We start from the raw sequence: 13045 nt of genomic DNA, 5'->3' as shown, positions 1-13045 counted from the left end.
AATCGGGGCCTGAGAATTGCACCGAATGGACTCAGAAAATGGCGCCGGCGGACCACAGGCCCGCCGGTCCGGGTCTCTCAGCTGATGGCGACGAACTGGTTCGTGCGCGACGACTCGATCATCGCCTCGCAGACCTCGACCACCCGTGCGCCCTCGTCGAGGGTGACGATGGTCGCGCCCTCCTTGCCGAGCACCGCGTCGCGGAAGTTCTCGTGCTCGGTGCGCAGCGGCTCCGGCTTCGGGATGGCGAACCGGGTCATGTCACCCTCGGAGACGCCACGGAAGTTGGCGATGTCGTCCCAGGTGGTCTCGACGGTGCCGTTGCTGAAGAAGGTCAGGTCGGCGGTCAGGGTGTCGGCGACGAACATGCCTCGTTCACCGGTGACCACGGTCAATCTCTCCTTGGTCGGCGAGAGCCAGTTGACCAGGTGGTTGCTCATCAGGCCTCCCGACAGGGTGCAGGTGGCGCTGACCATGTCCTCGTACTGGCGGCCCGACTTGAACATCGATCGGGCGGCGACCATTTCGTACTTGCGCTGGGTGACCCAGGCGGTCAGGTCAATGTCGTGGCTGGCCAGGTCCTTGATGACGCCGACGTCGGCGATCCTGTTGGGGAAGGGACCCTGACGCCGGGTGACGATCTGGTACAGGTCGCCCAGGTCACCATTCTCGAGCCGCTTGCGCAGGCTCTGCAGCGCAGGGTTGAAGCGTTCGATGTGCCCAACGGCGCCGATCAGTCCCTTCGACTCAAAGGCTTCGGCCAGGCTGCGGGCGGCCTGGGCCGAGGCGGCCAGTGGCTTCTCGATCAGGGCATGCACGCCGGCCTCGGCGAGCTTCAGGCCGATCTCCTCGTGGGTGAATGTCGGCGCGGCGACCACCACGTAGTCGAGGTCGACCTCGAGCAGGGCATCGACGTCGGGCAGCACGGGCAGGTCGCCGGCCACCCCGAACGGGTCCTGTCCGGAGGCGTCGGCGACGGCGACCAGCTCGACCCCGTCAATGGCACGCAGGTTGCGGGCGTGGTTCTTGCCCATCGAGCCGATGCCGATGAGTCCGGCGCGAAGGTTCGCCATCAGGCACCTGCCTTCACTGCCGCGTTCACGGCGGTGACGATGCGCTCCAGATCATCCTGGGACAACGAGGGGTGCACCGGCAGCGAGATGACCTCGGCGGCGGCACGCTCAGTCTGCTCCAGGTGCTCCGGGCTCTTGAACGTCTCCAGGCGGTGGTTCGGAATCGGGTAGTACACCCCGCAGCCGACCTGGTACTCGTTGCGCAGCACCTCGACGATGCGGTCACGGTCCTCGGTGACGCGGATCGTGTACTGGTGGTAGACGTGGGTGGCCTCGGGGGCAACCTTCGGGGTGATGACGCCCTGCAGGTTCTCGTCCAGGAAGGCGGCATTGGCCCGGCGGGTCGCCGTCCAGCCCAGCACCTTGGTCAACTGCACCCGTCCGATGGCGGCATGCACGTCGGTCATCCGGTTGTTCAGTCCGACGACCTCGTTGGCGTACTGCTTCTCCATGCCCTGGTTGCGCAGCAGCCGCACCTGGCGGGCGATCTCGTCGGTGGCGCACGAGACCATGCCACCCTCACCCGAGGTCATGTTCTTCGTCGGGTACAGCGAGAACATGCCGAACTCTCCGAAGGTGCCGACCGGCGCCCCGTTCCAACTGGCGGCATGGGCCTGGGCGGCATCCTCGAACAGCATCAGGCCGTGCTTGGTGGCCAACGCCTGGAAGGCGTCCACGTTGAAGGGGTGGCCGTACAGGTGCACCGGCATGATCGCCTTGGTGCGTTCGGTGATCTTGGCCTCGGCGTCGGCCGGGTCCATGCAGTAGTAGTCAGGCTCGATGTCGACGAAGACGGGGGTGGCGCCGGTGATGGCCACCGAGTTCGCGGTCGCGGCAAAGGTGAACGAGGGCACCAGCACCTCGTCGCCGGGGCCGATGCCGTTGGCCAACAGACCCAGGTGCAGACCGGAGGTGCCGGAGTTGACGGCGACGCAGGTGCGTCCGGCCGTCATCACCTGGGCGAACTCCTCCTCAAAGGTCTTCACCTCGGGGCCCTGGGCGATCATGCCGCTGCGCAGCACCCGATCGACGGCGGCCCGCTCGTCGTCACCGATGATCGGCTTGGCTGCGGGAATCGGCTGGGCTGCGTGGTTCATGGGGTTCACTTCGTTTCCTCCACCAGAGTGAGTTGCTCGTTGTCCTCGACGAATTCATCGCCCGTCCTGGGGTCCTGCCAGCGGCGCTCGCCGACCGCCTCCAGCGGCAGGCCCGAGCGGCCCACCCACTTGATGCGGCGGGCAGGGACACCGGCCACCAGAGCGTAGTCGGGCACGTCCTTGGTCACGACGGCGCCGGCGGCCACGGTGGCCCAGCGCCCGATGGTGACCGGCGCGACGCACACGGCGCGCGCGCCCACCGAACTGCCCTGCCTCAGGGTCACGCCCACGGCCTCCCAGTCGTCGGCGCTCTTGGCGGTGCCGTCGGGGTTGATGGCGCGCGGGAAGGTGTCGTTGGTGAGCACGGCCGCCGGGCCGATGAACACGCCGTCCTCGAGGTGGGCCGGTTCGTAGACCAGGGCGTAGTTCTGGATCTTGCAGTTGTCACCGACGTGCACACCGCTGCCGATGTAGGCGCCACGACCGATGACGACGTTCTCGCCGATCACCGCTCCGCCGCGCACCTGCGCGAGATGCCACACCGATGAGCCATCACCGATCTGGACGCCATCATCAAGATCAGCCGACGGCTGGATTCGAGCGTTGCTCACAGTTCCTCCACTTCCACGCGGCCGGGCAGCCCCTGGCACGCGAGTCATTCTGTCACGTCGCCTTTGCCGCCGGGGTGACATCCCCCTCGGAACGCGCTGGCAGGGCTGTCGTGGCCCGTGTGTCGATGCCGCTGAGCAGCACTCCGAAGGCCGCGCACCACCAGACCAGCGAGACCGCGAAGTTCTTGAACAGGAACAGGTCGAAGTTGAACCCGACCAGGCACGCGCACACGGCCGAGGTGACCACCACATTGGCGGCGCTGCCACCCTTCAGCCACCGCGCCGCGAGCGGCCAGACCACCGCGATCAACAGGATCAGGCCGAGGATCCCCAGTTCGGCGATCACCTCGAGGTACAAGGAGTGCGAGTGGTACAGCGTGTAGCCCAGCGGCGAGGTGACCCGGCTTCGCCACGGGTGCGGCTGCCACCCCGACTCGTAGCTGAACCACGGCCAGATGACGCCGCTGCCGAGCCCGAACAGCACGGTCAGCGGATGGTTGTCCCAGTTGTCGATGCCGACCCGCCAGGTCATCAGGCGCCCCGCCGAACGCTCGTCCAGGCGCCCCAGGATCGGGGACGAGACAATCGCCACCAGCACCGCGATGCCACCCAGGACGTACACGCTGGGCGGCAGGTTGCGGAGCCGTTCACCGGCGCCGGTGTGCTGGCGACCGAGACGGATGACCAGCAGGACGACGAGCACGCCCACCATCAGCAGGCCACCGCGGGACCCGGTGAGCAGCACCAGGACCAGGTGGGCCACCGTCATCCACAACGAGAGCCGCGGCCGGTACTGGTTGAGGAAGTTGGCCAGCGCGATGGCGCCGGCGATGACCAGCACCACCGGATAGACCGCCGACCCGCCGACCTGTGTCCACAACCGCGGCTCCAGGTCGCCCTGGGTGATCGAGACCCGCAGCCAGCCGAGCACCGAGAACGGGATCAGCGCCAATGACACCCACCAGAGCAGCCGCAGGCGTCCGAGTCGGGGGGTGAGCGCCATCACCACGAACCCGGCCCACATGCCGAACAACGCGTTCAGCAGCGGCACCAGGACCGTGGCCTCGGGGACGGGGGTGACCACGTGGGCCTGGCCGACCCAGATGATCGGATCGCTCCACAGCGTGGTCAGCATCGCATAACCGAACAGGCCGGTGGCCGCGGCCAGGCAGGCCCACGCCGCCACCGAGATGCGTCCCAGGGCCCCGCCCTGCTCCTGGCGGAACCGGACCACCATCAGCACGACGCCGACGAGGACGAACAGGGGGGAGACGACCGTGAACATCGTCACCTGGCCAAGACCCCACACCGGGGACTCGAAGTTGACCAGGGACATGACCGACAGCCACGCCACGAAGGCCCACCCGTACCAGGTGATGGCCTGCGCCAGGGGACTGCTGTGCGAAAGCTGCGGTCGCCTGGCCATGGGGACAAGGGTACGACCCAACCACGCGCGGCAGTGAACCGATGACCGGACGCCACCTCGGCGGCGTCACCGGGTGCACGGACGTGCCGGTCCCCCGCCACGACGGGCGAGCATCTACGATGGCGGGGTGACTGACGTGACCCGCACCCCGGCAACTCCTTCGGCCGTTGACACCCTCTACGAGGACGACAAGGCGCTGGACGTCATCGGCTACCTGATGTCGCTGAAGCGCTACCTGGTGCCGGCGGCCATCGTCGCCGCCTTGGTGCTGGTGCTGGGCAGCGCGTTCGCGTTGACCCGCCCCGACACCTATGTCGCCGAGGCCACCGTCAGTCTGGTGCCGGGACCGGTCGAGACCGAGGCCGACGCCACCCAGCAGGCGGCGATGCTGCCGATGGTGGCGCGCAGCTATTCCCAGTTGGCGAACTCACCACTGGTCCTGGACGCCGCCGCCAAGCAATTGGACCCCTCCGGCGACATGACCGGCGGGCTCCTCAAGCAGGGCCTGACCGTCGGCTGGCCCAGCAACTCGCTGGTGCTGACCTTTGCGGTCAAGGCGGACTCGTCGCAGGAGGCCATCCGACGGGTCACCACCATCGCCAACACCTTCGTCGAGACCGTGCCGCAGGCCACCGAGGCCACCGGTGGGGTCGCCCTGGGCGCCAAGGTGATCTATCTGCAGCAGGGCCCCGTCGAGCCCGAGCCGTCCACCACCCCGGAACTGCTGGCCGTCTCGCTGGTGGGAGCCATCGCCGTGGGCTTCCTGGTCGCCGTCGCCCTCGACGTGACCGTGGGACGCCGCCAGCGCCGCCGGGCTAGGGCTGCCTGACCAGCGTCCGGGCGGTGGCAGTGAGGGTCTCGCGGCGCTTGGCCTGCATCTGCAGCGCGGCGATCGCGGCCGCCATGAACAGGAACACCCAGTAGTAGCGCAGCGACGAACTGGGGACGATGCCGATGACGGGCATGAGCACGCTGACGGCCACCGCCGAGACCTCCCGCCAACCGGCGGTGATGCGCAACTGCCACAGGCCGCGGTAGGCGATCTGCACCCACACCAGGAGGTAGGTGATGGCTGCGGGCAGCCCGTACATGGTGACCAGTTCCAGCAGCAGGTTGTGCGGGTCCATCAACATGTTCGGGTACAGCGCCCCGGCGTCCTCGCGGAACAGCACCATGTTGCTCCACCCGGCCCACAGCCGGGCCGGCTCGGCGAGCAGCATCTCGATGGTGTTGCCGATAATGTCGCCGCGCAGCGCCGTCGAGGAGTTCTGGACGAACGGGGTGGCCATCAGGAACATGCCGGCCGCCAGGGCGCACAGCACCAGCAGCAGCATGTGGGGCACCGAGAGCAGCCGCCGTCGGGTCATCCGGGCAGCGATGAACGCGACCAGCGCCATGCCGACGACCAGACCGATCAGCGCGCCACGTGAACCGATCACCACGATGAAGAAGGTCAGCACCAGCAGGGCCCCGATGCGACAGATCTTGACCAGCGGCCCCTTGCGGGTGCCCAGCAGCAGTTGGGCGGTCAGGATGACGCCGAAGATCGCCATGGCCACCGAGAAGTCGTTGTAGTTGGGGAAGAACGAGGCGACGATGAACCGGTTGCCGGCGACGGCGGCGGCGGTGTTGGCGTCGGGATAGATCAGCGGCAGCAGCTTGATTCCCGAGACGACCTCGAAGATGGCGCTGAGCAGGCAGATCCACAATCCCAGCAGCATGCCGTCCATGAGGTGCTTGAACGCTTTGCGGGTGGCCGAGGTGCAGGTGACGGCGGCGACCATCGCCATCATCACCAGCATGATGGTGGCGTTGTTCACCAGCGGGACGCCCGGGTTGCTGAGCCAGGCGTAGGTCGAGAGCACCAAGGCGGTGAGCAGGAAGACCCACATCAGAGTCGACTGGCGCGACGGCCAGCGGATGCCGTCCCAGACGAGGACCGCGATCGGCAGCAGCCCGGCCAGCACCACGCTCAGCGGCAGCCGCAGGATGAGGAACACGGCCACCACCGCCAGCAGGATCGTGGCGTCACGGCGCCGGCGCACCATCGGCAGGCTGGTCTGGCTCACGGGTTCCTCCTGCTGGGGCGCTGGCCCAGGTCGTCCAGCAGGGTCATCAACTGCCGGGCGTTGGCGTCGGCATCGTAACGGTCAGCCACGATCCTACGGGCCGCCTGTCGCTGGGCCGGGTCCTTGGATCGCTCGGCCCAGTCCGCACACGTGGCGGCAATTTCGTCGGCGGTGGGCGTCGCCGACATCAGCGCACCGCCGGGGCCCTGCCCGGGGACGATCTCGTCGATGGCCCCGACCCGAGGGGCGATGGTGGGCACCCCGTGCGCCATGGCCTCCATGATCGAGACCGGGACGCCTTCGGACTCCGAGGTGTTGACGAACAGGTCCACCGGTTGGCCGGCCAGGTGGGCGCGCACCTGGTCGGGGCTGACCTGACCGGCCCAGGTGATGCGCAGGTTGGCGGGCAGGTCGGCGGCGCTGGCCTGCAGGCTGGCCAGCAGCGGTCCCCCGCCCAGGTGCGTCCAGGCGATGGTGAGATCGGGACGGGATGCAGCCAGGGCGCGGCAGGCGTCGACCAGCCGGTCGATGCGCTTGACGGGCAGCGCGCTGGCGACGCTGAGCAGGTGCAGCTGACCCGCTGGCGAGGTGGCGCTCGGCGCGTCCGGGACCCGGGTGCCGAGCGGGGCATGGTGGGCGACCTCGGCGGGCACCCCGAACGTTTCGACGGCCAGGCGGGCGCCGCTGCGGCTGACGGCGAACAACCCGTCCAGACCGGGCGCGAGTTGCCGCTTGAGCCCATGGAACCCCGCCGGGTGCCGACTCTCGTGCAGGTCGTAGCCGTGCACGCGGGTCGCGACGGCATGCACGCCGCGTCCCTTGGCCAGCAGCGCCCCCAGCGTCCACACGTCGAACCAGTAGCTGTAGACGACGTCGATGGGGTGGTGGCGGCGGGCCCAGGTGATGAGCAGGTCACGCACGAGGAGGGCATTGCGGGTGGCCTGCAGCGCCTCCTTCGCCGTCGCCATCGTCAATCGGTGGTTGCTGCGCAACCAGTTCAGGTCGCGCCACCACAGCGGGCTGACCAGCGCCTTCAGGCTTGCCCGCAGCCTGGCGGCGGTTCCGGCGCGGGCCAGGGTCAGGTCGACGGCGACCCCCGGCACGTCCGCGGCCTCACCGTGGGCCGACCAGGGCATGACGGTGACGGTGCGACCGCCCTCGGCCCAGTGCGCCGCCTCGGCGGCGACGAACTGCTCCCCCGGCGGGTACGGGAAGGCGCGGGTCGCGACGAGCACGTGCATGGGTGTCAGTCTGCCACCCCAGTAGCATGGCGAGGTGAGTGATGACTCCCGCCCGACCGAGGTGGCCCCGCCCGTCGACGAGACGCCCCCACCGGCGCCGTCCGGGGTCATCGGCAGGGTTCGGGCCAGGCTCGCCGGTCAGGACTTCCTCAAGAACGTGCTGACCCTGATGACGGGGACGGCGTCGGCGCAGGTGCTGCAGTTCCTGGCCATGATCTTCGTCGGACGCCTGTTCACCGCCGCCGAGTTCGGTGTCTACGTGCTGGTGATGTCGGCGGTCTCGGCGGTGGTGCCGATCGCTGCCGGACGCTACGAGTTGGCGATCGTGCTGCCGCGCCGCGACAACGACGCCCGGCAGTTGCTGCGGTTGTGCACCTGGATCAATGTCGCCGTCAGCCTGGCCACCATCGCCGTGATGCTGGTGATCAGCCCCTGGCTGGCGCGCCTGATGACCGACCAGTCCCAGGCAGATGCCGCCAGCATTGAGGCGGGGCTGCGTTTCTGGTTGTACTTCACCGGGCCCATGGTCTTCCTGGTCACCCAATTGGGGGTGATGTCGTACTGGCTGACCCGCACCCGGAACTTCCGCCAGGTGGCCCAGAACAAGATCTACCAGTCTGTCTCGGTCTCGGGCCTGCAGGTCGGCACCGGGGCGGTCGGCATGGGCGTCTCGGGTCTGGTCATCGCCACCATCGTCGGCTACGCCGCGTCGCTGTGGAACCTGCTGCGCAAGACCCGGGGGCAGTACCGCATCGACGGTCCGGCGCGCAGCAAGCGGGAACTGGCCCGGCGCTACGTCAAGATGCCGGCCCTGAACGGGCCGAATGCGGTGGTCGACTCGGTGCGCCTCAACGGCATCAACGCCCTCGTGGGTGCGAACTACGCAGCCGGCCCGGTGGGCCAGTTCGGCATGGCGTGGCGGTTGTTGCAGGCGCCAATGGGGCTGATCAATGCCGCCGTGGCGCAGGTCTTCTTCCAGCGCCTGGCCACCGTGGAGCGCGGCCAGATGACCGGCATCGTGCGGATGGCGATCGTGCGTTCCATGGTGATCGGCATCGTCCCATTCGCGCTGATCTGGTCGCTGGGGCCGTGGATCCTGCCGTTCGTGCTGGGCGGGGACTGGACGTTGGCCGGCGAGATCTCGCGGGTGCTGGTGCCGTGGCTGTACCTGAACTTCATCACCTCACCGATCAGCACGGTCTTCGTCACCGTGCACCGCCAGCTCACCATGCTGCTGTTCTCCATCGCCTACATGGTGGTGCCGCTGTCCATCCTGGGCTTCTTCGCCGGTGACCTGCTGACCACCATGGCGCAGGTCTCGTGGGCGATGGCGGGGCTGCTGGTGGTCTTCCTGCTGCTGGCGCTGCTGGTGAGCTGGCAGTACGACCGCGGTTTCGGGTTCCGGGCCGACGAGGTCGACGTCGAGGTGGAGCAGGCCGAGCAGCAGGTCACCGGCGAGGAGCCGCTGGACCGCTGAGCGGCTAGGCGCCCACGTTGGGCAGCGGACGGCCCGAGCGCAGCGCCGGACGGGTGAGTTCCTCGGCGAAGGCGGGGTAGACGATCGCCTCATTGAACTCGGACTCCCAGCGCTGACGGGCGGCGCGGCAGAAATCCTGGTACCGCTCGGCTGGCGCGGTGACCAGGGAGTTCAGTGCGGCGGCGGCCTCCAGGTCGGTGAACTCCTTGGGCAGCAGGTAGCCGTTGACCCCGTCGCGGACGATCTCGGCGACGCCACCGACGTCGGTGGCCACCACCGGAATGCCCAGGGCGATCGCCTCCATGATCGAGACCGGAACCCCCTCGGACTCCGACACGTTCACGAAGGCCACTGGCCGCAGCTGGCGGTAGCGGTCGGGCAGTTCGGTGTTGGGCACGTACCCGGGCAGATCGACCATGTCGGGGGGCAGCACCTGGTCGGCGGCCGCCTTCACCGCCGCCACCTGGTCACCCGAGCCGAAATGGGTCCAGCCAATGTCGTGGCCGGCCTCGCTGGCCCGGTGCAGGATCGCGGGGATGCGGTCGACGCGCTTGACGGGCAGCACGAAGGAGCAGCTCACCACCAGGGCCGGGTCCTGCTGGCATTGGACCGGCGCGCCCGGGTCTCTGGTACCGAGCCGCCGGGTGGTGATCTTGGGTGCGTAGCGCGGGTGGCTGCGGCGCAGCAGGTCGGTGCCGTGGTCGGAGACGGGATGCACTTCGTCGTAGGCCTCGAGCAGCAGGCGTCTCGCGGGCAGGTGGCCGAACGGTGATTCCTCGGGGTACAGGTCGTAGCGGTGGGCCCTACTGACCAGTTTGGCGACCGGGATGCCTCGTCCTCGCAGGGCCTCGGCGAGCAGCATCCCGACCCGTGCGGTGACGTGCAGCCAGTAGGAGTAGATGACCACCTGGTCGCCGGCGGCGAGCTTGAGACCGTCGAGTTGGTCCACCAGGTGCTTCAGGCTGTCCTGGGCGCGACCCTCGAACAGCGCCTCCATGGCGGCCTTGCCGGGATGCAGCGGGCTGTGGGCCACCCTGGTTGCGGTGTGGCGGAGCCCACGCAGGATGGCGGGGGCCGCGGCGACGCCGCTGGGGCGGGGCGACCCGGCGCGCAGCACCGTGCAGTTGTCGGGCACGGCCCGGGTCTGGGTGGCGTCCTGACTGGTCTGGGTGGCCACGACCACCACCCGGTCGAAACGGGCCGCCAGATGGCCGATCTCGTTCTCCAGGAACTCCTCCCCCTTGGCGAAGGGGAAGACATTGGTCAGCAGGAACACGACGCTCGACATGGTTTCGAGTCTAGTGACGGTCTGTCCCGGGGGTGCGGAGCCCTCCGCGTCAGGGGGGATGGCTCGACGATGCGGTTCGACGAATGCGCACGGGCGCCGACTCCGAGGCGTACATCAACCGACGGCGGCCCCCAGCAACGTGCACCCAGTGGGCGATTTTCGTCGCAGGGCGGCCCATGAGGCTCACGCGGTGCACATCGCTGGGCTGCCCCGGCCCCCTAGACTCGGGCCATGTCGAAGGCCCGCGTCATCTACCACGTGCCCTATCCGCTGCAGTTCAGCAACCCGACCGGCGGTGGGGTGCGGCCGGTGAAGATGTTGCGGGCGTTGCAGGAACGCTACGAGGTTGCCGTGGTCGCCGGCACCGCCGCCGAACGCCGGGCCGCGATCGGTGAAGTGATGGCCTCCATCCGGGCCGGGGTCTTCTATGAGTTCTGCTATTCGGAGTCATCGACGATGCCGACCGCGCTGACCGAGACCCACCACCTGCCCACTCACCCGCTGCTCGACTTCTCATTCTTCGGCCAGTTGCGCCGCCATCACGTGCCGGTGGGTTTGTTCTATCGCGACATCCATTGGCGCTTCCCGATGTACAAGGAGGGCACCAGTCTGCCCAAGCGGGTGGCCGCGAAGGCGGCCTACCGCTACGACCTGCTGGCCTATGGCCGCACGGTGGACCACCTGTTCCTGCCGAGCGTCGAGATGGCCGCCTACGTGCCGCTGCCCCGGTCGGTGCCGGTCTCGGCGCTGCCCCCGGGTCACGAATACGGGGGCCACGAGAGCGGTGAGGAGTTGGTCGGTGACCGGCCCAACCATCCGGTGCGGCTGTTCTACGTCGGCGGCACGAAGTCGAACTACCGGTTGCACGAGTTCCTGGCCGCGGTGCAGGCGCGTCCCGAGGTGTCCATGGTGGTGTGCACCCGGGCCGAGGAATGGTCCAACGCCCGGGCGGGCTACGCGGAGTTCCTGGCCGACAACATCAACGTCGTGCACGCCAATGGGCCCGAGACCACGCCGTACTTCACGGCGGCCAACGTGGCGGTGGTGGCGACCGAACCCCAGGAGTACTGGAACTTCGCCGCGCCCCTGAAGGTCTATGAGTACCTGGGCCACGGACTGCCGATCATCGCCAGTGAGGGTTCGCTGGCGGGCCGGTTCGTCGCCGAGCACGGGCTCGGCTGGACGGTCCCCTACCGGCGGGAGGCGTTCAGCGAGCTGCTGGGCGAGCTGGACGCCCACCCCGAGCTGATCGACCAGGCCCGCGAACGGGTGCTCGCGGTGCGGGAGGACCACTCCTGGGCCGGACGCGTCCGTGAGATCACTCGGGTGCTGGGTGAGGTGGACGTGCGGTCGCGTCCCCTGCGGGTGGAGCGTGCGGAATCGTGAAGACCGCGGTGAAGCAGGCCCACCACCAGAAACTGACGGCGTAGTTCTTGAACAAGTAGTAGTCGAAGACCCAGGCCACGAATCCGGCGACCAGGGCCAGGACGAGTCCGTCGCCGATGGTGCCGAACCCCGCTGCGGGACGGTGCCGCCATGCCGTGGCCAGTCGGGCCAGGATGACCCCGACCAGCACCCCCATTAGGGCCAGGCCGACGATCCCGAGTTCGACGCCGACGCCGAGCAGCACCGAGTGCGGGTTGGTGAGCACGTCGCCCTCACTGGTGTGCACCTGCCCGCGCCACGGCACCGTCCAGTAGCGGGCGTCAAAGGCGTACCACGGCCACAGCCGTCCCGAGCCGACGCCAAGAATTGCCGTCAGCGGGTCGCTGGTGAAGACGTGCCAGGCCGTGGCCAGGTTGTCGGCCCGCAGCTCGTCGCCGAAGACGAGCAGCCGGCGGGCGGCGGGGACGAGGGCAACCATCAGGGCGCCGATGGCGACGACGGCGGCCAACGCGGCCGCGGCCAGCCGGGTGCTGATCCGCCGGCCCAACCAGACCAGCACCAGCACGGCCAGCACGGCCAGGCTCAGCAGGCCGGAGCGTGACCCGGTGAGCAGCAGGCAGAGGATCGAGGCGGCGGCGCCGACCAGCGACCAGCGGCGCCGGTGTCCCTGCCAGGCGGCGCTCAGGAACAGTCCGGTGCACAGCAGGAAGACCAGGTGAATGGTTGCCGACCCGCCCATCCCGGTGGCCAGCCGTGGTGAGTCGTGCACCCCGACAGCCCGTGGCCAGGCGGCCAGCGAGCTGACGATCAGCAGCCAGCCGGCCCACCACAGGCGTGCCACCCGTTGGGCGGGCGGGATGAGCACCACCACGATGACACCGGCGGCCATGGTCAGCCACGCCGTCAGCAGCGGGACGAGCCGGTGCGCCAGCATCGGGTGGGTCCAGGTGTCGGGTGGGACGGCGGAGGGCGTGGTGCGGGAGGTGACCAGCGACTCGCCGCTGACCAGGGCCGAGACGGCGGCATACAGCAGGACGGCCGTGAAGGCGCCCATCCCGACCCAGCCGGGCCGGCGCAGGTCCTTCAGCGCCCCCCAGGCCAGCGGCAACCCGAGGGCGACGACCAGCGCGTAGCCGAGCAGGAAGGCGCTCCACGTCCAGTCGGGGCCGAGCAGCCCGCGGCGCAGGTCGAAGAACTGCATGACGAGCAGCGCCGGCAGCAGGGCCCACCCGAGCAGTTCGCGGATCTTCACGTCCGCCACCCTATGCGGATGCGTCGTCCAAACCACACGTGGCGGACGGGTACGACGTCCGGATCGGGCCAATCCCGGCAGCACTCGTGACGCACAGGGCACAACGTCCGGTCATCCGGCCGACC

11 protein-coding genes are annotated in these 13045 nt (G+C 69.0%); 3 read left to right on the top strand and 8 right to left on the bottom strand.

Annotated elements, in window-relative coordinates:
* Window positions 1-77: 77 nt before the first annotated feature.
* Genes IPV09_RS10845 through IPV09_RS10830 form a run of 4 tightly spaced genes read right to left on the bottom strand, consistent with a single transcriptional unit; the run spans window position 78 to window position 4207 of the window.
* A complete protein-coding gene (locus IPV09_RS10845) occupies window positions 78-1073 on the bottom strand; it encodes a Gfo/Idh/MocA family protein (RefSeq protein WP_207475267.1) in 996 nt (331 codons plus the stop codon).
* Window positions 1073-2170 carry a DegT/DnrJ/EryC1/StrS aminotransferase family protein gene (locus IPV09_RS10840; protein ID WP_207475266.1) on the bottom strand — a complete coding sequence of 366 codons (1098 nt, stop codon included), beginning with the start codon at window positions 2168-2170 and terminating at the stop codon, window positions 1073-1075. Before IPV09_RS10840 ends, IPV09_RS10845 begins: the two co-directional genes overlap by 1 nt.
* 5 nt (window positions 2171-2175) lie before the next feature.
* Window positions 2176-2781, bottom strand: coding sequence for a DapH/DapD/GlmU-related protein (locus tag IPV09_RS10835; protein WP_370590293.1), 606 nt, complete (start codon window positions 2779-2781; stop codon window positions 2176-2178).
* Window positions 2782-2833: 52 nt separating this feature from the next.
* Window positions 2834-4207, bottom strand: coding sequence for an O-antigen ligase family protein (locus tag IPV09_RS10830; RefSeq protein WP_207475264.1), 1374 nt, complete (start codon window positions 4205-4207; stop codon window positions 2834-2836).
* Between the two features lie 127 nt (window positions 4208-4334).
* Here IPV09_RS10830 and IPV09_RS10825 point away from each other — a divergent pair, with 127 nt between their 5' ends.
* Complete coding sequence (locus tag IPV09_RS10825) at window positions 4335-5036, top strand: hypothetical protein (RefSeq protein ID WP_207475263.1); 702 nt, start codon at window positions 4335-4337, stop codon at window positions 5034-5036.
* Here the strand turns inward: IPV09_RS10825 and IPV09_RS14685 are convergent.
* Complete coding sequence (locus tag IPV09_RS14685) at window positions 5023-6276, bottom strand: O-antigen ligase family protein (RefSeq protein ID WP_207475262.1); 1254 nt, start codon at window positions 6274-6276, stop codon at window positions 5023-5025. The two genes, IPV09_RS10825 and IPV09_RS14685, sit on opposite strands and share 14 nt — an antisense overlap.
* A complete protein-coding gene (locus IPV09_RS10815; RefSeq protein WP_207475261.1) occupies window positions 6273-7517 on the bottom strand; it encodes a glycosyltransferase in 1245 nt (414 codons plus the stop codon). The genes IPV09_RS14685 and IPV09_RS10815 overlap by 4 nt, the downstream gene beginning before the upstream one ends.
* Window positions 7518-7551: 34 nt before the next feature.
* Here IPV09_RS10815 and IPV09_RS10810 point away from each other — a divergent pair, with 34 nt between their 5' ends.
* The gene (locus IPV09_RS10810; protein ID WP_207475260.1) at window positions 7552-8994 is read left to right on the top strand and encodes an oligosaccharide flippase family protein; all 1443 of its coding nucleotides are present in this window, start codon (window positions 7552-7554) and stop codon (window positions 8992-8994) included.
* 4 nt (window positions 8995-8998) lie between these two features.
* On the opposite strand, the gene IPV09_RS10805 is transcribed toward IPV09_RS10810, so the two are convergent.
* Window positions 8999-10282 carry a glycosyltransferase gene (locus IPV09_RS10805; RefSeq protein ID WP_207475259.1) on the bottom strand — a complete coding sequence of 428 codons (1284 nt, stop codon included), beginning with the start codon at window positions 10280-10282 and terminating at the stop codon, window positions 8999-9001.
* Between the two features lie 231 nt (window positions 10283-10513).
* Here IPV09_RS10805 and IPV09_RS10800 point away from each other — a divergent pair, with 231 nt between their 5' ends.
* Window positions 10514-11668, top strand: a complete 1155-nt coding sequence (locus tag IPV09_RS10800) for a glycosyltransferase (RefSeq protein WP_207475258.1) — start codon at window positions 10514-10516, stop codon at window positions 11666-11668.
* Here the strand turns inward: IPV09_RS10800 and IPV09_RS14680 are convergent.
* Window positions 11601-12920 (bottom strand): O-antigen ligase family protein, encoded by a 1320-nt coding sequence (locus IPV09_RS14680; RefSeq protein WP_207475257.1) that lies wholly within the window; start codon window positions 12918-12920, stop codon window positions 11601-11603. The two genes, IPV09_RS10800 and IPV09_RS14680, sit on opposite strands and share 68 nt — an antisense overlap.
* Window positions 12921-13045: the final 125 nt, after the last annotated feature.

Source organism: Tessaracoccus sp. SD287, from assembly GCF_017355265.1.
Taxonomy (GTDB): Bacteria; Actinomycetota; Actinomycetes; order Propionibacteriales; family Propionibacteriaceae; genus Aestuariimicrobium.
The sequence above is the reverse complement of the archived record's forward strand: the minus strand, read 5'-3'. Positions and strand labels throughout refer to the sequence as shown.

Coding starts and splice junctions, on each gene's coding strand:
- IPV09_RS10845 (WP_207475267.1), bottom strand. CDS start 1,073: ATGGCGAACCTTCGCGCCGGACTCATCGGCATCGGCTCGATGGGCAAG.
- IPV09_RS10840 (WP_207475266.1), bottom strand. CDS start 2,170: ATGAACCACGCAGCCCAGCCGATTCCCGCAGCCAAGCCGATCATCGGT.
- IPV09_RS10830 (WP_207475264.1), bottom strand. CDS start 4,207: ATGGCCAGGCGACCGCAGCTTTCGCACAGCAGTCCCCTGGCGCAGGCC.
- IPV09_RS10815 (WP_207475261.1), bottom strand. CDS start 7,517: ATGCACGTGCTCGTCGCGACCCGCGCCTTCCCGTACCCGCCGGGGGAG.
- IPV09_RS10805 (WP_207475259.1), bottom strand. CDS start 10,282: ATGTCGAGCGTCGTGTTCCTGCTGACCAATGTCTTCCCCTTCGCCAAG.
- IPV09_RS10800 (WP_207475258.1), top strand. CDS start 10,514: ATGTCGAAGGCCCGCGTCATCTACCACGTGCCCTATCCGCTGCAGTTC.